21 protein-coding genes are annotated in these 19,802 nt (G+C 39.6%); 8 read left to right on the top strand and 13 right to left on the bottom strand.

The window, feature by feature from the left end:
• Positions 1–214: 214 nt before the first annotated feature.
• The 5 genes from B7E07_RS16445 to B7E07_RS16465 form a co-directional block, all read right to left on the bottom strand.
• Positions 215–1,714 (bottom strand): coproporphyrinogen III oxidase, encoded by a 1,500-nt coding sequence (locus B7E07_RS16445; RefSeq protein WP_373886075.1) that lies wholly within the window; start codon positions 1,712–1,714, stop codon positions 215–217.
• Positions 1,715–2,200: 486 nt separating this feature from the next.
• Positions 2,201–3,067, bottom strand: coding sequence for a Cof-type HAD-IIB family hydrolase (locus tag B7E07_RS16450; protein WP_080847522.1), 867 nt, complete (start codon positions 3,065–3,067; stop codon positions 2,201–2,203).
• 114 nt (positions 3,068–3,181) lie between these two features.
• Positions 3,182–3,706, bottom strand: coding sequence for a D-glycero-alpha-D-manno-heptose-1,7-bisphosphate 7-phosphatase (locus B7E07_RS16455; RefSeq protein ID WP_080847525.1), 525 nt, complete (start codon positions 3,704–3,706; stop codon positions 3,182–3,184).
• Between the two features lie 152 nt (positions 3,707–3,858).
• Positions 3,859–4,209, bottom strand: a complete 351-nt coding sequence (locus B7E07_RS16460) for a YlbF/YmcA family competence regulator (RefSeq protein WP_066447861.1) — start codon at positions 4,207–4,209, stop codon at positions 3,859–3,861.
• A 231-nt stretch (positions 4,210–4,440) separates the two neighbouring features.
• Positions 4,441–5,580 (bottom strand): DUF445 domain-containing protein, encoded by a 1,140-nt coding sequence (locus B7E07_RS16465; RefSeq protein WP_080847527.1) that lies wholly within the window; start codon positions 5,578–5,580, stop codon positions 4,441–4,443.
• Between the two features lie 121 nt (positions 5,581–5,701).
• Between B7E07_RS16465 and B7E07_RS16470 the strand changes: the two genes are divergently transcribed.
• Genes B7E07_RS16470 through B7E07_RS16485 form a run of 4 tightly spaced genes read left to right on the top strand, consistent with a single transcriptional unit; the run spans position 5,702 to position 10,714 of the window.
• Positions 5,702–7,081 (top strand): YheC/YheD family endospore coat-associated protein, encoded by a 1,380-nt coding sequence (locus B7E07_RS16470; RefSeq protein WP_080847530.1) that lies wholly within the window; start codon positions 5,702–5,704, stop codon positions 7,079–7,081.
• A 3-nt stretch (positions 7,082–7,084) separates the two neighbouring features.
• Positions 7,085–8,185, top strand: coding sequence for a YheC/YheD family endospore coat-associated protein (locus B7E07_RS16475; RefSeq protein ID WP_080847532.1), 1,101 nt, complete (start codon positions 7,085–7,087; stop codon positions 8,183–8,185).
• Positions 8,163–9,524, top strand: coding sequence for a YheC/YheD family endospore coat-associated protein (locus B7E07_RS16480; protein ID WP_080847534.1), 1,362 nt, complete (start codon positions 8,163–8,165; stop codon positions 9,522–9,524). The genes B7E07_RS16475 and B7E07_RS16480 overlap by 23 nt, the downstream gene beginning before the upstream one ends.
• Positions 9,521–10,714 carry a YheC/YheD family endospore coat-associated protein gene (locus B7E07_RS16485; RefSeq protein ID WP_080847537.1) on the top strand — a complete coding sequence of 398 codons (1,194 nt, stop codon included), beginning with the start codon at positions 9,521–9,523 and terminating at the stop codon, positions 10,712–10,714. The genes B7E07_RS16480 and B7E07_RS16485 overlap by 4 nt, the downstream gene beginning before the upstream one ends.
• Before the next feature lie 42 nt (positions 10,715–10,756).
• Here the strand turns inward: B7E07_RS16485 and B7E07_RS24480 are convergent, their stop codons facing one another.
• On the bottom strand, positions 10,757–10,879 hold the full coding sequence (locus B7E07_RS24480; RefSeq protein ID WP_257298207.1) for a hypothetical protein: 123 nt from the start codon (positions 10,877–10,879) through the stop codon (positions 10,757–10,759).
• 207 nt (positions 10,880–11,086) lie between these two features.
• Between B7E07_RS24480 and B7E07_RS16490 the strand changes: the two genes are divergently transcribed.
• From B7E07_RS16490 to B7E07_RS16505, 4 genes are all read left to right on the top strand, one after another.
• Positions 11,087–11,296 (top strand): YheE family protein, encoded by a 210-nt coding sequence (locus B7E07_RS16490; RefSeq protein WP_080847540.1) that lies wholly within the window; start codon positions 11,087–11,089, stop codon positions 11,294–11,296.
• A 94-nt stretch (positions 11,297–11,390) separates the two neighbouring features.
• Complete coding sequence (locus B7E07_RS16495) at positions 11,391–11,591, top strand: hypothetical protein (RefSeq protein ID WP_080847542.1); 201 nt, start codon at positions 11,391–11,393, stop codon at positions 11,589–11,591.
• A gap of 128 nt (positions 11,592–11,719) precedes the next feature.
• Positions 11,720–12,610: a PucR family transcriptional regulator gene (locus B7E07_RS16500; protein WP_080847545.1), complete on the top strand. Its 891-nt coding sequence runs from the start codon at positions 11,720–11,722 to the stop codon at positions 12,608–12,610.
• 155 nt (positions 12,611–12,765) lie between these two features.
• Positions 12,766–13,863 (top strand): ABC transporter ATP-binding protein, encoded by a 1,098-nt coding sequence (locus B7E07_RS16505; protein WP_080847548.1) that lies wholly within the window; start codon positions 12,766–12,768, stop codon positions 13,861–13,863.
• Between the two features lie 74 nt (positions 13,864–13,937).
• Here B7E07_RS16505 and hxlA read toward each other — a convergent pair whose 3' ends face one another.
• The 7 genes from hxlA to hxlB all read right to left on the bottom strand — a co-directional run bounded on the left by hxlA (position 13,938) and on the right by hxlB (position 19,786).
• Positions 13,938–14,555 carry a 3-hexulose-6-phosphate synthase gene (gene hxlA, locus B7E07_RS16510; RefSeq protein ID WP_080847551.1) on the bottom strand — a complete coding sequence of 206 codons (618 nt, stop codon included), beginning with the start codon at positions 14,553–14,555 and terminating at the stop codon, positions 13,938–13,940.
• A 122-nt stretch (positions 14,556–14,677) separates the two neighbouring features.
• Positions 14,678–15,628, bottom strand: coding sequence for a sugar kinase (locus B7E07_RS16515; RefSeq protein WP_080847552.1), 951 nt, complete (start codon positions 15,626–15,628; stop codon positions 14,678–14,680).
• Positions 15,629–15,676: 48 nt separating this feature from the next.
• Complete coding sequence (rpiA, locus tag B7E07_RS16520; protein WP_080847554.1) at positions 15,677–16,351, bottom strand: ribose-5-phosphate isomerase RpiA; 675 nt, start codon at positions 16,349–16,351, stop codon at positions 15,677–15,679.
• Positions 16,352–16,379: 28 nt separating this feature from the next.
• A complete protein-coding gene (locus tag B7E07_RS16525) occupies positions 16,380–17,666 on the bottom strand; it encodes a TRAP transporter large permease (protein ID WP_080847556.1) in 1,287 nt (428 codons plus the stop codon).
• Entirely contained in the window at positions 17,666–18,151 is a 486-nt protein-coding gene (locus tag B7E07_RS16530; protein WP_080847557.1) for a TRAP transporter small permease, read from the bottom strand. The genes B7E07_RS16525 and B7E07_RS16530 overlap by 1 nt, the downstream gene beginning before the upstream one ends.
• An 18-nt stretch (positions 18,152–18,169) precedes the next feature.
• On the bottom strand, positions 18,170–19,192 hold the full coding sequence (locus B7E07_RS16535) for a TRAP transporter substrate-binding protein (protein WP_080847559.1): 1,023 nt from the start codon (positions 19,190–19,192) through the stop codon (positions 18,170–18,172).
• Between the two features lie 36 nt (positions 19,193–19,228).
• Complete coding sequence (gene hxlB / locus B7E07_RS16540; RefSeq protein WP_080847561.1) at positions 19,229–19,786, bottom strand: 6-phospho-3-hexuloisomerase; 558 nt, start codon at positions 19,784–19,786, stop codon at positions 19,229–19,231.
• Positions 19,787–19,802: the final 16 nt, after the last annotated feature.

The raw sequence follows: 19,802 nt of genomic DNA on the forward strand, positions 1-19,802 counted from the left end.
AAGCTGAGCCTCCTCGTCGCACGGCTCCTGCGGGGTCTCACCTTTTCCTCTATTTCCCTCCGGAGTCGAGGATCCTCCGCTCCATTTCACTCATATTTAAAAGAACTATTTTTAAATAACAAATAAAAAACCGAATGATTAGAAAGATGAACTTCCTAATCATTCAGTTCTATGTCATGGTTAATACTTATGTTACAGCCTTTTTCTTGAAGGTTTATTCTTGTTTTTGTAAAAATAGATGGTTCAATATATCAATTTTTTCTTGCGTGTACGCTTCGAAGCTTTCATTATAGGTTTTTGGATCCTTTGGATTGGCAAAATGCGTGATTTTTCCTGATTGAGGATCAATGAATTTGCTTGCCGCACCGCAGCCGATTCCAATAATTGTCTGCAGCTCTTCCATAATCATAATATTATAGATGCTCTCCTGATCTGGAAGGGCATAGCCCACATTTTCCAGGTTTCCGAGGATATTTTTTTGCCTGTATAAATAATACGGTTCATATCCCTTTTTAACAGTCCACTTTTCAGCCATTTCCATCATTTTTTCAACTTCATCCCGTTCTGCCACTTTATACTTCGCTTTATTTCTTGTCATTTCAGAAGCACGTTTAAACGAAAGTGTATGAACAGTCAGAGATTCAGGCATTAACTTTTCCGTTTCATCCAGAGAATGAGAAAATTCTTTAATTCCCTCACCTGGTAGTCCGATAATTAAATCCATGTTTATATTATTCATGCCCATATTTTTAGCAAGATGATATTTTTCAATCGTTTCTTCAACACTATGATGTCTGCCGATAGCCTTAAGTGTTTCTTGTGTATATGATTGCGGATTAATGCTGATCCGGTCAATATTCCATTTTTTTAATATATCTAATTTTGCCGTAGTAATCGTATCCGGACGGCCAGCCTCGACCGTAATTTCACGGATATTTTCTACATCCGGAAAGGATGTGTACATTTCTTCATAAAGCATGTCCATCTCTTCAGCCGAAATGCTCGTCGGTGTGCCGCCGCCATAATAAACAGTCGTAATTTTTACGTTTTTTTCTTGCAGCCATTCACCGATTTTTCTAATTTCAAAATGAAGGCCGCCTAAAAATGAATCAACCGAGCCTTGTCTGCCGTTGATTGCATAAGCGGGAAATGTGCAATACGCACATTTGGTTGGGCAAAAAGGAATGCCGATATAAATGCTGACTTCCTTTTGAAGATTATATAGATCGGGTACAACAGCAAGCTGGCGATCCACAATCCTTTGCATTAATTCTATTTTCTCATCCGTAATTAAATAATCTTCTTTTAGCTGCTGATGTGCTGCTGTAGGCGAAGATCCGTTTTGCATATGGCGGTGCAAAAGCTTAGTTGGACGTATACCGGTTAAAATGCCCCATTTTTGCCTTACACCCGTCCAATCCTGCAATACTGTTAAATACACATAAGAAACAGCATGCTTCAGCTGTTTAAACTGTTCTTTTTCTGTCAGATCTGCTTCAAGAATACGTTCATACTGAGCAGAATAGCTTACTCCGTTTTGATCTTTCAGCTTTACAGTTACTTGAACTGCTGTATCCATAGATAGCTCAAACATGATGTTTGCATCAGCATTCTCTTCCTCATTGTCCATCACGATGTCACTTTCTTCAAAAAATAAATTAGCAATCAGACGGAGCGGACGATGAAAACGCTCATCTTCTATACCTTGTATCATTAGTTTCACTAGAATCACCTTTTTATAAAAACTATTTCCCTGTTGAAAATAGGATCGTATTTAAACAAACTTCTTTAAGTTTACAAAAGAGAGTATACAAGGTCAATATAAGAGTAACCTCAATGTGTAAACGAACCTCCCTTTCATTTAGCTTTATATTCAAAAGAGGGTGGGACAAAACGAAATTAATCTTTCTAAAACACGAATATTCAATTTAAACAAGTCCGTTCCATTGCGCTGCGGACCCTGTTTTTTCGTGGGATCAAAAGCTGAGCCTCCTCGAAGCAAAGCTTCTGCTGGGTCTCACCCTTTCCTCTATTGCCCACAGGAGTCGAGGGGCCTCCGCTCCATTTCACTCATGTTTAGAAACATTAAATGTTAAACAAAACAAAAAAAAAACCTAATGATTAGAAAGATTCACTTCCTAATCATTCGGTTCTGTGGTTGTGTTAAATACTTATGTCCCAGCCTCCAGGACAGGCAATATTATTTTAATAAGTTCATTTTACGCAAAAATTGGATAGGCTGCTGTTTGCGGAAGTGTTCTTTGACCATGTATGTGACGCCATGCTGATCGTTCGTTCTTGTCAGCCAGTCTGCTGCATTTTTGACCTCAGCTGGGGCGTTGCCCATTGCCACACCTAATCCGGCTGCTTCAATCATTTCCAGATCATCCAAGCCATCTCCAATGACAACCATTTGGTTTCTGCGGATGCCGAGCTGCTCGCCTAAGTATAGAAGACCATTAAGCTTTGAAACACCAGCACTCACTATTTCAAGGCGAAGGTCATTGAGCTGAAGCATGTCTACTTCTGAGAACATTCCTCTGATGGCCGTTCTTGCGTCCTCTAGATCCTCGCTGTTTTCAAAATACACTTCGATCTTTGGCGGTGAAACCGGCTCTTCTAAAATGGTCTCACTTACTGATTCTACAAATTGCTGTGAGTAGAAAACAGGATCTCCTGATGAAAACACTGTTTTAGCCATTAGATTATGATTAAGCTTATATTTGTTGGCTAACGCAAATTTTTCATGAACAATTCTTATTTGACAAGGAAACCCTTCAAGAAAGCGGATAATATCATATGTGACTTCTTCTGCAATTCTCTTCACAAGAACAGGTTTATCGATTGTTTTGCCGATAAATGCTCCTCTATGTGTCACAATCTGTGTGTCCAATTTTAAAGCCTTCGCCACCTTTTTAGCCGATGGAAAGCTACGGGATGTAATTAATGTTACGTATATGCCTTTTTCCTGCACATACTCAATTGCTTCCTTTGTAGATTTGTGCAGCCTGCCATTTGACTGCAGCAGTGTTCCATCAATATTTAAAGCGAGCAGTCGATAAATCATATTTTTGCCCCCATTCATGGTGTAAATTGTCCCTATAACACTTGTATGAGAACGGAAGCAGAAATAGAACAATCACTGTAGCAGGCATGGACTTATCTGATTTCTAATCAGCAGCTATGCCAGCAGTTCCAGAATCAGCGATACTGCATCTTTTAGAGAATTTGCTTTTCGATCTGCTTTTGTTTCCCCATCACCGATAAACACCGTTTTGCAGCCCGCTTTAATCCCTGCCTCTATATCACGTTCATGGTCGCCAACCATCACACTGTTTACGAGGTCAATTTCATATTTTTCAGCAAGCCTTATAAGCATCCCTGCATTTGGCTTACGGCATTCACAGCCTTCTTTTGGTTTATGAGGGCAATAGGCCACCTCTGTAATGCTGCCTCCATGCTCCCCAACTAGCTCTTCCAGCCTGCTATGTATTTCTACCAGTTGTTTTTCCTTCATGAATCCTAAGCCTACTCCGCCCTGATTCGTCACAACGAATATTTCATAACCGCTTTTTGTTAGTTCTCCAACTGCTTCAGCTGCACCTTCCAGTAAATAAAGCTGTTCAGGTTTGTTAACAAATTTGACCCGATCGGTCAGCACTTCGTTTAGAACACCGTCGCGGTCAAGGAAAATTGCTTGTTTCATACAATCTCTTCTCCTTTCTTTTATCTTTATATAGTAACGGCAATTTGTCTTAAAATCATACATTGAAACCTGTTAAGATTCTCATTAAATAACTTTAAAAATGTCCACAAAAAAAGGATAGATCTTATAGCAAAGATCCATCCCGTTCACTCTTACTCGCCGGCTCCGTATAAATCTTCAAGCGGCTTCATAATGATTTTGTTTAGTTCAGCGATGACCATGCTCATACGCTGTTCTGCTTCCATTAGTGCGGAAATTTTGTCATGCTGCTGAACGAGCGCAACCGCTTTTTGAGCCTGCTCGACTTCTTCCTGACTGATTTCCTGGCCAGACATTTGCTTTTGCTGAAGCTCTAATTGAATGTTACGGAAGTTATCAAACATTGATTTTGCAGAAGGATCTGCGTTCACTTCATCGTACGCTTTTTTTAATGAAACATATTCTTCACTCTGACGCACTGTTTTTTCAAGTTCATATGCTGAATCAAATACGTTTACTGCCATAATAGACACTCCTTTTTCTAGCTGCTGGCGCTAAGCAAGCGCCTTCCGCTTTTCTTTGTCTAGCTTCAGGCGCTAGGGACTCGAGGTCTTAAGTCAATCCATCTTGAAGGTTAAAGGACAACCTTCCAGCCGTCTCGCCTTAAGCTTGTCGTCCCTGGGCAAGCGCCTTCCGCTTTTCTGGATACCAAACCACTATAACAGACTGGTTCTTTGAAATCTAATCATATACCTTTAATTCATTAATAGTGCAATAATCCCTTGGACTATTCCGATTATTCCTCCAAGAAGAGCGCCTAAATACGTAATCATTTTCAGCTCGCTTTTAATAATAGAGAAGACCATTTCTTCGAGCCTTGCTACTGAGAATCCGCTAACCTGTTCTTTTACAATATCTGCTATGCGCAGGCGTTCCATTAGTGTTTCTATTTTTTCTGATAGCTCGGTTACACCAAACGCAACCATTTTTGGCGCCATGTCATCCACAATAGTGTCATGATATTTGGCAGTCAGCTCCGAAACTGGTGTATTATATAACTTTTCTGCGTTAACAGCTTTCTTTACATATCGTTTGGCCATCCCAACGAGCTTTTCTTTTTCAAATTGATCTTCAAAAAAAGCAGCTTCGCGTTCAAGCAGTTTTTCCCATTCATTTTTTATTAAAGTCGTAATTAGATCTGCCGTTCCTTCACTTTTTAGAAACTTAATGATTTCCGGCTGAATTTTATCTGCGAGATTGATGTTTCCAGCCAGCATTTGCAGCATATTGCCAAACATTCCATTTCTTTCGCGGACGAAATCATCGACCATGCGCTGAATGCGCATATACCCATCCATGCTGGAAAAATAAGAAATTCCCTTTTGCAGAATCATTAATGTAATGAGCGGTATTTTACTGTTTGCTTTTTCAATAATCTCAGCTGGCAAAGCGTCACGCAACGGCTTATCACGGTATTTGCCCATAAACTGCTCATATTTATTTTCCACTAGTAAGTCAAGTTGTGTTTCTGTTTTTTCCACTGCATTTGTAATGCCCATTTTTTTAAATAGCTGTTCTGGTGTTTGTTCTGACGTTAAAAAACTGCCAAGCTGCTTTTGAACGAGAAGAGTCAATTCAGTTCGAAACTTTTCATTCATAAATTTTTGTTTAATGCTTGCTGGTGTAAGCAAGTGATTGACAACTAGCTTACCCATTTGATCAGCGAGCTCTCCTCTTCGCTTCGGAATTAATCCCGGGGTAAATGGCAGCTGCCATTTTCCAATAAAAACAGGATTATATGGTTTAAAAAGCATCTTGATCGCCAGATAATTTGTAAAGCCGCCGATTGCAGCTCCAATACCGGCCATAAGTAAAATGGTTATCGTGATTTGCATTCCCTCTACCTTCTTTCATAAAAGCACAAAAAGTCCACGTAAATCATACGATGCTTTATCAGCTTTTGCCTATTTTTTCATTATACTAACACAATCGAAGACGAGCAAATGAGGAATGTGTATGAGTGTTTCTTTAACCCCTATTACGATTGCAGCACTTAAAACGTTTCAAAATGACCATAAATATATGCATATTAGCCAGTCACTGGCAAAACACTTGAAAATCAATACCGATCTCCCGCTGAACATAAAGATTGGCAGTACCGTCGTACCTGTACATGTGCGGATTGAAGCGATTGAAACAAATCATATTCATTTAAGCAGTCATATTTTACAGCAGTGGAAATTAGATTCAGCTCCCTTTCAACTGCTTGCCCGTTTTCTGCGGAATCAAAACACGCTTGTGCTTGGTCCTGTGATCGGGATTTTAACAGATTATAAAGAGAAAAATGGAGAAGCGAATTTTCGCTCCATTCATAGCTTTTGTTTGGAATTACATCAGGCAGCTGCTGATATTGGCGGAATACTGTATGTATTTAAGCTTCAAGACTTCGTTAACGGAGAAGTAAACGGCTATATTTTTAAAGATGATCAATGGATCAAAACAAGTCTCCCGCTGCCTGGTGTTATTTACAATCGTCTTCACTCCAGAAAGCTTGAAGGCAGCCATCATTTTCAAACATTTCGAGAGACAATCAATGAACTGAATATCCCCCTTTTCAATGACCGATTCCTGGCAAAAGATGATGTACATGAGCTGCTTTATCCTGAGGAGCATATGCAGGCCTATATCCCAGAAAGTGCTGTGGCAGATAAGCAAACAATTAAAGATTTTCTTGATTTGTATGAATGCATTTATCTTAAACCTGTAACAGGAAGTCAAGGGCGCAGCATTCTGCGCGTGCATTATTCAGATGGAGTTATTTATAGTGAAGCCTCAACTTCCGGGAAACGAGGATCGGTTAGAGAGTTTAAGGATTATGACCACTTTAGCAGATTTTTTTCGCACTATTTAACAAAGCAAAGCTATATTGTTCAAAGAGCTTTATCTCTTAAAACATTTGAAAATCGTCAGCTCGATTTTCGGATTCTTTGCCATAAAAACTATCAAAATATCTGGAAAGCTACTTCTGCTGTTGCCCGGATCTCAGCTGAAGATCAGTTTGTCTCCAATTTAGCGCGTGGAGGAGAAATGTTAAAGCCATTGAAAATCCTTTCAATCTATACGGACCACAAACAGGCTGTACAGCAGCTCTCACTTATGAAGGAGCTTGCCGTAGAGGTTTCGTCGATCATTGACCAAAAATCCGGAGGGCTCTTTGCTGAACTCGGCATTGATATTGGGTTAGATGAAGAAGGAAAACTGTGGATTATTGAAGCAAATGTGAAACCCTCAAAAAATACAGAGGAGCAAACAAGCAAAGTTCGCCCCTCTGCCCGCGCTGTCATTGAATATTGTCTATCTATGGCGTTTCGCCAAACTGCTAAAGGGGAGGAATAGAAATTGCGATCCATTGGAATTATGACTCTTAGTAAAACGAGTGAAACAACCTATCACACTGAAATGGCAAAAAGAGCTTCAGCGTTAAATCTATTATGTTACCGGTTTATTCCAAGCAGCATTAATCCCATGACTGAGAAAGCAGATGGAGAACGATATAATCCTGCGAACGACAGGTGGGAAAGCTGTCAATTTGATATTCCTCCCATACTTTACGATCGCTGTTTTTATTCAGATAGTGTTTATTCAAAGCATAATGCATCGATTGTTGACTGGCTGAAAAAGCGGGAGGATCTAACTTTTATAGGATATGGTCTGCCGAATAAACTGACATTATACGAACAGCTGCGCCAAACTGTGCTTAATCCCTATTTACCTATAACAACAACATTTACTAGTCCAGATGCATTTATTAAAAGTTTACAAGATACTGTGCCTGTCGTATTAAAACCTGCTAACGGCTCTCAGGGGCGCGGCATCTATAAAGTAACAAAGCTGAAGGATCATATCTTAATTGAAACAGATAAACAAAATCAGCATATGACTAAAACCTTTCCTGCCCCAAAAGCAGCATTATGGCTTGAACAGCTCACTGAAAATAATTCTTATTTTTATCAGCCATACTTAACACTTGTCAATCAGCATCAGGAGCCTTTTGATCTTCGCTTTCTTCTGCAAAAAGATAAAAGTGGAAAGTGGCATCAGGCTGGAAACGGCATTCGAACAGGCAGAAAAAATGGACTCATTTCAAATATGAGTGCAGGCGGATTGGTTTCAAAAACAGATGATTGGCTAAAAACCTTACCAGCAAAACAAAGTGCCTTTATCATCGAGGAATTGCAATATATTTTAGAGACCATCCCTGTATTGCTGGAAAAACATTTTCCGCCCTTGTTTGAATTGGGCATTGATATAGGGATTGATACAAATGGAGCCATTTGGATCCTAGATATCAATTCAAAGCCCGGCAGAAAAGTAATGCTCACATTGTATCCAGAAAGCTCTGATGATCTATATAAAGCCCCCCTTCTATACGCTAACTATTTAGCTGATAAGAATCTGCCATCTAAGGAGGACCACCATGAAAAAACAATATCAAATTAGCAGATCTGAGGATTTGCATAATACGATTATTGTACCAAGCAGCCTAAAGCTGCCACAGCAGATGAAAATAACATTTGGCACCCATTCAGCAGAAAACGTAGAAGTAAAATCAGCAGGAAAAGAAGGAAGAGTCATCCTTAGCTCTGAGCTTGCAAAACGTTTATTACTTCCGGATCTAAAGGTGCCTCTTCATTTATTTATTGAAGGAGAGGAAATGGTCATCGGACCGCTAATTGGCATTTTCACTTCCGGATTTACCTCCTTCCCAATGAGACCAATTGGTGATCGGACGATGTTTTTTGCCAAGCTGCTGTCTGTGAAAAGCAACATAGGTGCGATTCCATTTGTTTTTGGAGAACAGCATATCAATTGGGAACAAGGCACGATTAATGGATACTTTTACTTTAAAGAAGGCTGGATTACAATGGAAGTCCCTTACCCTAATGCTATTTATGATCGCTTGCCGAACCGAAAAACAGAAAGACAAAAGCAATATCGTGCCGTTAAAGCACGGCTGCAGGAAGAATACTTCATTCCTTGGTATAACCCAGGATTTTTTAACAAGTTGGATATCAGTGAAAGACTTCAGCAAACTTCTGTAGAAAAATACTTGCCGGAAACACATCCTTTCACTTCTTTTTCCATTGTTGAAAGAATGCTGGCTGACTATGGGCATGTTTATATGAAGCCAATAAACGGCAGCCTGGGACTGGGTATTCATCAGATTATTTATGATCGCCAAGGTGAGGCTTATTATTGCCGATACCGAGATGAAAATAAACAAAATAAATTGCAAAAGTTCAGCAGCCTTGAGGCTTTAAGTAAATACATTTTTAAAAGCAGAAATCTTAATAGTATGCTTGTTCAGCAAGGTATTCATTTAATCCGCAAAGAACAGCGTCCTATTGATTTCCGTGTGCATACAAACAAAGATGAACATGGAGAGTGGCAGATTTCTGCCCTCGCAGCTAAGGTTGCCGGCCGGGGAAGTGTGACGACACATGTAAAAAGCGGTGGAGTCATTATGACAGCTGAAGAAATCTTTACAAACAAAGAGGAACAAAAACAGGCTGTAGATGCATTAAGTAAAGCAGCTCTAGAGATAAGCAAAGCTTTGGAAGGAACAGTAGAAGGGCTAATCGGTGAAATCGGTTTTGATCTTGGACTCGACCGTCTGGGAAATGTATGGCTCTTCGAAGCTAACAGCAAACCTGGCCGCTCTATTTTTAAACACCCTGAGCTGAGAGAATTTGACTTGCTGACCCGGAAGCTCAGCTTATCCTATGCTGTCTTTTTGACTGAAAAGTCCATCACTTCACCTGGGGAAGTTATTAAATGAATGTATTCTATTGCCTTTCTGACAAAAGCTGGTATAGCGATGAAGTCCTGACATTTGGAAGCAGCGGGAAGCCAGTTGAAAGGAGGGAGACAGGGAATCATGAGATGATTCCTTTCTCTCTCTCCTTAAAGGGCAACAGTGCTGGCCCCTTAGTCGGTATTTTAACAGGTGAAGATAAACACGGAAACCTTGCCGGAAACGGACCTTTGTTTATGCGCCTGCAGAAAGAGCTCCTGCACCAAGGGGGAGTTTCTGTTGTGTTCACCTCAAAACATTTGCACGAAAACGGTGTAAACGGCTTTCTTTATTTGCCTGCAGAAGAAAGATGGATTCCCGTGTCATGTCCATTGCCCCATTTAATTTATAACCGAGCACCATTTCGAAAGCACGAAAATACACAAAGCTTTCATAAAGCTATTACAAATATTCGTAAAATGAATATCCCTTTCTTCAATCCAGGTTTTATTGAAAAAAGAGAACTTTATGAGTTAATCAGTTCCTCAGAGGACTTAGCTCCATATTTGCCGGCCACCTTAACAAACCCCAATGCATCCCAGCTTGAATCGCTGCTTCAACAGTATAAGCGCGTCTATTTAAAACCTTCACGCGGAGCCAAAGGAAAAGGCATATATGTTGCAGAATGGAATGAAGACCATTCTATTGCGCTCACATCACACACTGCGCAATCTCTCTATCCCTCTTTTCAACTATTTTGGAAAGATATAGAAAGCCAGTTTAAATTTAAAGATTATATCGCTCAGGAAGCCATTTCCCCTGCTTTAATACACGGCTCCCGCTATGACTTTCGTATACTTGTACACTACGCTGATCACAGCTATAAAGTGACAGGAATTGGGCTGAGGGTCTCCAATTCTCAGCAGATTACCACACATATCCCGAACGGAGGAAAAATCCTTCCTTATACTCTCATTCAAACAAAGCAACATGATCAATTCATTGAGGATATTGCAGCAAAACTCGGACACCTCTTATCTGAAGCGTACGGTTTTTTTGGGGAATTCTCCATAGATGCCGGCATTTCAGACACAGGAGATTATTATCTTTATGAGGTTAATTCCAAACCGATGAGTTTTGATGAAGAAGAAATCGAATCAAAAAGAATTCAGCAGCTTTGCACCCTGTTTTTTAAAGAAACTGGATTTAAACCCTTTCAAAAGAGGATGAAATAAAGCCAGGCGAAACCTTCGCCTGGCTTTTTTACAGCTTTATCTTTAGGAACGTTTTGAGTTTGTAAAGGATTGAAACTGCTGTTTTAATTTTTGACGAGCGTCTTTATTTCTCATTAAGTAAGCTGCTCCTAATGCTACTGTTGTAAATGCTAATTTATTTTTCATAAAGAATCCCTCCTGAATGTATCATATTGTTTCTATTCCCTCTATTTCAGAAAAAAAACACTTGTCACGAATAGGCATGACTAACTGTAAGTTTCCCTGAGAATACGCCGTTTAATCTGCTTAAACAGAAAAGTTATTTTCCTTGTATTTAATTGTTGGGATTTTAATTATAAGCAGTTACAATTGAGTATAAAAGGGGGAATATTCGTGCTTCAGCATTTTCAGTTTAAACCTTTATACAATGCTTCACAGCTTCCAGGATGGACCATTCATTTTTATTTTGAAAAACAAAAGTATGATGGTGTTTATCATCAGGATGGCAAAATTGAATGGACACATTCCGAACCTCCTGCACAGGATCTCGATAAAATTAAATCGCAAATTCATGAATTAATGCTTTTTCATGTATACGAATAGGCTTTATCTTTTTTTCAAAGGCTATGTATAAGCACTTCTGAGCATATGTTAGTTGCTCAATGCTAATTTGCCTTTCTAAAAAGGAGTTTTTTTTATGAGCAGACATAAAAAGAAGAATATGCCGCAAGACCTGCAATATGAAGGAAAAGACAAAGTTTATATGGACGTTGACCGTATGATCAATGAAGGTTTATCGGGCGGATCCGTTCATAGAAAAGATGAGTTTGCCAATATTGAGGAAGCCGTTGATTTTCCGGAAGAAACACCGCCGCATAATTCTGAATTGAATCGATAAGCGAAAAAGGACATTTGAAAATCTTCAATGTCCTTTCTTTGTATGCTAAAAATGTACACTAACCTTAAAACTATTTCATAACCAAGGTTATGCTATAATTTTTTTAAAAGGAAAATCGAGGTTTTATCATGCTCTTAAAAATACATCGTCATTATCCCCATTCGATTTTAAGCGACTCTGTCCAAAATAAAATTGAATATCATTGGTTTCAGGAAGACACTCAATGGTTAGGCATTCGGAAGGCTGATTTAACAGATGAAGAACTATATTTATTACAGACATTATTTCCAGCGCAAATATTAAATCAGAATCATTCACCTGCTGCCGAGTCATGGCGCCAATTTTTAGCAGAGGACGGGGCATATCCAGATCATTCGAAAGATGCAGACTATCGAATTATTCACTTTTCTCTTACAAAAGGCGACTGGACTCCCTACGATTTTGAAACAGCCTTTAAAGGTTTTTTTCACCAAAGTATGATCATGTTTTGGAAGAATAAGTTCGAAGGCGCCATTATTGAAGAATATAATCATCACTCACCTCAATCAGATGAATTTGAAGGAATCTGCCATGCGATTGAGAGTGATTTCTTAACGGATTTAACATTATACATTGGTACACCGCAACGAGTTACAAAAGATTTACCAAGAAACTTTCAACATGATCAGACCATATTTGAAACAGTAAAAAAAGAAAACCAAGCTGAAAAGATCTTTACATTTGAGACTCTTCTTCCCGTCATCCTTATTAATGAAATGCCAGAATACATACAGAACAGTCTGCTGGCTAGATTTTCATTTCTTTTGGATGACCAAGAACTTTTAACTACTATAATGTTCTTCTTGAATAATGGGTCCAATGCTTCCATGACTGCGAAAAAATTATTTATTCACCGCAATACACTGCAGTATAGACTGGATAAGTTTAGTGAAAAAACAGGGATTAATCTAAAAGACTTTAAACAGGCATCTACCGTTTATCTTGCCTGTTTGTACTTAAAGCAAAGCAGCAAAGAATAACTCTTCACTATTGGTTTTGCCAATTGTGTATAGCATTTAAAATCTTTTTCAGCACATTGCATAAAACGCTTTCATTTTCTTTGTGCATGTTTCCCATATGGTTTTAGAAGCATGTGTTTTACAATAAACCTATCTAAAACGGGGAGCTGATACATATGGCAGAATTGAAATTAGACCACATCTATAAAATTTATGATAATAAGGTAACAGCTGTAGAAGATTTTAATTTGCATATTAAAGATAAGGAATTTATTGTCTTTGTTGGACCTTCTGGATGCGGAAAGTCAACAACACTTAGAATGATTGCCGGACTTGAAGAAATTTCTCAAGGTGATTTTTATATTGATGAGAAACGTGTAAATGATGTTGCCCCTAAGGATCGTGACATCGCCATGGTATTCCAGAACTATGCACTATATCCACATATGAGTGTATATGATAATATGGCTTTTGGATTAAAGCTGCGGAAGTTTCCAAAGGAAGAAATTGATCGCCGTGTGCAGGATGCAGCAAAAATTCTTGGGCTTGAAGCCTATTTAGAACGAAAGCCAAAGGCTTTATCAGGCGGACAGCGTCAGCGTGTAGCATTAGGACGCGCGATTGTCCGAGATGCTAAGGTATTCTTAATGGATGAGCCGCTCTCCAACCTGGATGCTAAGCTTCGTGTACAAATGAGAGCTGAAATCGCCAAGCTTCATCAGCGACTGCAAACAACTACAATTTATGTTACGCATGACCAAACAGAAGCAATGACTATGGCGACTCGTCTCGTAGTTATGAAAGATGGCATCATCCAGCAAGTCGGAGCACCAAAAGAAGTATATGAAAAACCTGAAAATGTATTTGTCGGCGGCTTTATTGGCTCACCTGCTATGAACTTTTTCAATGGCAAGTTAAAGGAAGGCAAATTTCATATTGGCGATGTGGCCCTGGCTGTTCCAGAAGGAAAATTAAAGGCACTTCGTGAACAAGGTTATGAAGGGAAAGACATTATTTTTGGCATTCGCCCTGAGGATATTCATGATGAGCAGCTTATGATTGAATCATTTCCAGAGACGACCATTCAAGCCAAAATTGATGTTTCCGAACTAACTGGAGCTGAAACGATGATTTACGCAAGCCTGGCAGGTCAGGATTATATTGCACGTGTTGATTCCCGTTCTGATATTAAACCAGGACAGTCTCTGCAGCTTGCATTTGATATGAACAAAGGTCATTTCTTTGATGCTGGCACTGAACAGAGAATTCGCTAATTTAGGTTAATGTAAAATAAATCCCCGGGTTGATTCATCCGGGGATTTATTATTTAAAGAGTTTTATATTTGCATTATTGAAGAGTTGCTTTCATCGTGCGTGCAGCCGCCGCCGGGTTTTCCGCACCTGTTAGAGAGCTGCCAGCGATGATGATATCTGGCTTGTGGTCAGCAATATCCCGTACATTATCCAGCTTAATTCCACCTGCTACTGCCACATCAAAATCAAAGCCTGACACTAGAGAAAACAATTCTGTGTTAAACTTCCCTACGGTTTGCTGATCTTTACCTACATGCAAACTGACAAGCTTGACACCAAGTTCTTTAAGCTCCTCTATTCTTGCCCTCGAATGAACCTCTAATAAATCTACCATGACCTGTTTACCCATTTCGCGGGCAGCCTGCAATGTATCCTTTATGGTCAGATCTGATGAAAACGCCATGACGGTTGTAATATCTGCACCTGCTTCAAAGGCTTGTCGAGCTTCATGCTTACCTGCATCACATGTCTTCATATCAGCAAGGATCATTTTGTCTGGAAAAAGGGTGCGCAATTCTCGAATGATAGACATTCCGTACTCTTTAATGACACCTGTTCCAACCTCGATAATATCAATGCTCTCCTCTGTTTCTTTCGCAATGGTCATACACTTCTCTTTTGTTAATCGATCTAATGCCAGCTGTAATTTCACTATAACACCTCATTTCGCTTTCGTTCCACAACGGCCAATTCCTGATACAGTTGAGTGATCTATTATTATCTTTCAATCCGTTCCACAACGGCCAATTCCTGATACAGTTGAGTGATCTATTATTATCTTTCAATCCGTTCCACTTCTCCCAGTCTAGCCTGAACATCATGCAAATAGGGCAAGCCTTCATTATCTCCCTTAACCGAAACAACCATGGAACCAATCGTATTCGCAAAATGAAGACTCTTTTCAAGAGACCACTGATGTAAAAATCCATAAATGAAACCTGCATTAAATCCATCCCCTGCTCCAACCGTGTCAACGACCTTTGCCGCTTTCACAGGCGCAGCATTCACAGTATTACCTTCCATATACCCAACAGAGCCTTTATCGCCTTGCTTTATTGCAATCACTGAAATTCCTAGTTCTCTCGCTTTTTCGATGATTATGGCTGGATCCTTTTCGCTGAGAATAATTTCCATTTCTTCATCACCAGCTAGTAAAATATCGACGTGCGGAAGAATTTCTAATAGTACTTTGCGGGCCTCTTCCTTACTCCACATGCGAAGGCGAATATTAGGATCAAACGAAACCTTCACGCCATTTTTTTTGGCGTATTCAATCGCCTTCTTAATCACTCCAATGTTTTTCTCGCCTATTGCAGGATAGATGCCTGTAATATGAAGAATTTTTGCCTGACTGATATACGTTTCATCTAAGTCCTGCCCTGTCATTGTCAATGTCGGTGACTTATCTCGGTAGAAAAAGGTTCGTACATTGCCGTCTTCCATGATCTCTTTGAAATTAACGGAAGTCGGATAGCCGTCTACAAATTCAACTTGTGAAACATCGATGCCTTCTCCGCGGGCATAATTTAGAATATACCTTCCAAATTCATCATTCCCCAGTCTGCTGATGAAGCCAGCTTTTAAGCCAAGACGGGCACAGCCAATCGCTGTGTTAAGCTCTGCACCGCCTATTCTTTTCTCAAAACTGTTTACAAATTTCATCGGACCTGTTGCTGTTGGGTTAAATGCGATCATCGCTTCCCCAATCGTAATAATATCCATCATGTTGAAGCCTCCAAACTTTTGTCCCCTGATTCTTTCTCTTGGAGAATACTACTCTTGCTTTTTTTGAAACAATTCGATTTCTCCCTTGTTGGCAACAATCACTTTGTCTGCCATATCTGCAAAAATCCCCGTGTCCACTACTCCAACCAATTTAACTAATGTTTCATGTAATCTAGCAGCATCATCGATGTGGCCAAAGGAACAATCAAGGATGTAGTTCCTATTATCACTAATAAAAACTTCCCCATCTTTTCTTCTTAATACTGGGTCACCGCCTAGCTTTTTAATATATTCAGCGGTGACTTCAAAACCAAACGTCAAAACTTCAACCGGCAGTGGAAACCGTCCTAATGTGGAAACCACTTTCGATGAATCCGCAATAATAATCAGCTCATCTGCACAAGCATCGACTACTTTTTCTCGAACGAGCGATCCGCCGCCTCCTTTGATGAGATTCAAGGAGGGATCAATTTCATCGGCTCCATCAATCGCCAAATCAATATGTGTGGTTACTGAAAAATCTACTAGCGGAATGCCTAATTCTTTTGCTAGCTTCTCCGTCTTTTTCGATGAAGGAATTCCTTGTATTTGGAGCCCTTCTTGAACCCGTCTCCCAAGCGCATGAAGCATGAAATCAACGGTTGATCCTGAGCCTAAACCAACAGTCATGCCATTTTTCACATATTTCACAGCTTCCTCAGCAGCTATACGTTTATCGTCCATAGTAAACAATCACTCCTCAAACATTAACTTAGAATAATCCCGGATTAATCGCTTTCGGAATAAAGAATGCAATCTCTGGGAAAAACGCGATAAACAGCAGGACAATCACAACAATTGCAATATAAGGAATAACAGCTACAAACGATCTTTCGATTGACATATCGCCAATTTTTGCTGCCAGTAATAGACAAAGCCCATATGGCGGTGTAATCAGCCCAATTGCTAAGGTGATTACAACAATAAGTCCTAAATGAACTGGATCCATTCCAAATTCTAGAGCTGTTGGCAAAATGACTGGCACGAATAATATCATTGCCGGAATTGCATCCATAAAAGTTCCAATAAAAAGGAAGAATACAATAAGAATAATAATGAACAGCCATTCTGAGCCAACATTATTTGTAAAGAATTCTTGCGCTGCTGTTCCCAGCTGATAATAACTCATCAATTCGCCAAGGGCGCTGGCACAAGCTAAAGCAAATAAAGACAACGAACTTAATGCAAGTGTATCCATTAAAATCTTCGGCAAATCTTTTACTTTCAGCGTTTTATAATAAAACATACAAACAAGCAACGTATACAGTGATGCCACTGCAGCAGCCTCTGTGGCTGTAAAAAACCCGGTTACAATTCCCCCAATAATGATAATCGGTGTAAGCAACGCAGGAATTGCCTCAAGGAATAGCTTTGCAAATTTTTTAAATTCAACCGCTTGAGAACGAGGATAATTTCTTTTTACAGCGAGTATATAGACAAAAAGCATCATGCCTAAACCAATTAAAATTCCTGGTACAATCCCCCCAAGGAACAGTGCACCAATACTAGCGTTTGTTAAACCAGCAAAAATAATCATTGGAATACTTGGCGGTATTACAACGCCTACCGTAGAAGAGGCAGCTGTAACACCAACAGCAGTTTCTTTGTCATAGCCTTTTTTAAGCATGCTGGGAATAAGGATTTTCCCTACTCCAGCTGTATCTGCCTGTGAGGCTCCAGATACACCAGCAAACATCATGGACACAAGAATATTGGCATGTGCCAAACCGCCGCGGATCGGTCCTACAATCGCGAGTGCCAGATTAATAAGTTTCTCTGAAATCTTACCTGAGTTCATTAAATTAGCTGCCAATATAAATAATGGTACCGCTAACAAAACAAAGGAATCGAGTCCATTGACCATCTTCATTGGAACAGTGGCTTCAGGAGTGTAAGGGATACCTGTGATGCCCAGAAGAGCAACAATCCCTATAACAAAAGCAATTGGCACACCAATTAACATCAAGATAATAAATAAGCCAAGAAGTAAAAATCCCATTACGCTCTAACCTCCTTCTCTTTAAGAGATTGGATGTGACTCAGCAGATGTGAAAGAGAATAAATCAGCATGGTTCCTGCCATAACTGGGATGGCAAGCCAAATATAGCCCATTTGCATTTCAGGAAATGTTGCCCATGTGTAATTCCAAAATTCCCTTACGACAATGATTCCCAAAAAGAAAATACAAACGTTAAAAGCAATTAAAACAAGATCATTAAAGATATTAAGAAAGACTCTATTTTTTCCTTTTAATTTTCTTTGGAAAAAGTCAAAATTAAAGTGTTCACGACGGTTGACCATAACGGCTGCACCCATAAACATCGCCCAAATAAAGGAATAATTAGCGACTTCTTCTGTCCATAAAATCGATATGCCTAAATGCCTTGTAATGATTTGCAATAAGATAACCGCAAAAAACACCGTTAAAAAGACAATTCCGAGTGTCATTTGGATTTTTTCAAGTGTCTGAACAAAACGTTTCATCCCGATCCCCCCTCTAGATTATTCCAGGTCAACAATTTTCTGCAGCAGCTCTTCTACTTCAATTTCCTTTGCAAAATCTTCTAGAATAGGTCGTGCAATATCAATAAAAGGCTGTGTATCTATTTCGTTAACCGTCGCACCTTCATCAATAGCCTTTTCCTTATACTCAACATCTTGAGCATTTGTTGCATCACGCTCTGCTTTCACAGATTCTTCCGCTGCTTTTAAAATAATTTCTTGATGTTCTTTTGAATATTGATCAAATTTTTCCCCATTAATTAATAGAAATCTAGTTGTATAGTCATGACCTGTTTCTGTAATATATTTTCCGTTTGGCGTCGTATGATGGGATTGCTGCACAAAAAACGGGTAAGCGTTTTCAGATGAGTCAACAACATCCTGCTGCAATCCTTGATATAGTTCTCCCCAAGAGATTCCTGATGGAATTGCTCCAGTTGCTTCCCAGAAGTCAGAAACGACACCAGACGTTTGTGTTCTTAATGAAACACCCTGCAGGTCCTCTACAGCGTTAAGCGGTTTCTTGCCATAGTAATGACGGACACCAGCAGACCAATAGCCTAACAGTTTAAAAGAATTATTGGACTTTTCATTGATAATATCTCCCATCTCTTTTCCAATCTCACCATCCACTACATTTAGCCAATGATCATAACTGGTAAACAGATATGGAGCAGAGAATAAATCAACTTCTCTAATTCCGGTTTGAGTCATAAATCCTGGAGAAACAAGAACCACATCCGCCGCACCTAACTGAAGCTTTTCAACCAGCTGTGATTCTTCTGTACCGATCGTCCCAGCATGCACTTCTACTTCTATACTTCCGTTTGATTCACGTTCGGCCACTTCTTTGAACTTTAGCATGCCAACCTGATAAGGATTATCTGGAGAGGTTTGATTATGTGCTGCAATAATTTTTATTTTGCCGTCCCCATCGCCATCAACTTCATTGCTGCTGCATGCAGCCAAAATACCAATGGTCATACTAATAAGTAATAGAAAAGTAAATTTGTGTTTCAGCATGTTTCTTTCCCCCTTGTCGTCATTGTCCGTCCAAAACTACTCTAAATTTGCATGTTTCTGATTTAGACTATTATGGCTTTTTCCTTCAGGCTGCTGCTCAAGCAGATAAACCACAATCGCATCTAAAAGCAGATGTGCTGCCTGATCGAATTGACTACCAAGCGGCTGAATCGTCTCTGGCTCTGTGGCAAGGCGCTTTTTTGTTGCAGCCGGGATCACTACCGTACACTCGCTAAGTTCTCCAATTACAGAATCTTTGTTCGTCGTTACTAACGCTACTTTTGCATCAATTTCTTTTGCTTTTTTGGCATATTGCAATAATGTGCCCGTGCTGCCTGAACCGGAAATTGACAGCAGCACATCTCCCGTTTCAATACTTGGCGTAATGGTTTCACCGACTACGTAAACAGGATATTCGCTATGCATGAGCCTCATGGCGAATACTTTGCCGACCAGACCGGAGCGACCTGTCCCTGCAATAAAAATTCTCTTTGCGTTTTGCAGAATATCTGCCAATTGCTTTGCTTCCTTTTCGTCAATCTTTGCTAATACGCCAGCAATTTCTCCAGCGATTGTATCAATGATTCTTTTCATATTCTTCACCTCTAGA

The organism is Cytobacillus gottheilii, from assembly GCF_900166665.1.
GTDB lineage: Bacteria > Bacillota > Bacilli > Bacillales > Cytobacillaceae > Cytobacillus > Cytobacillus gottheilii_A.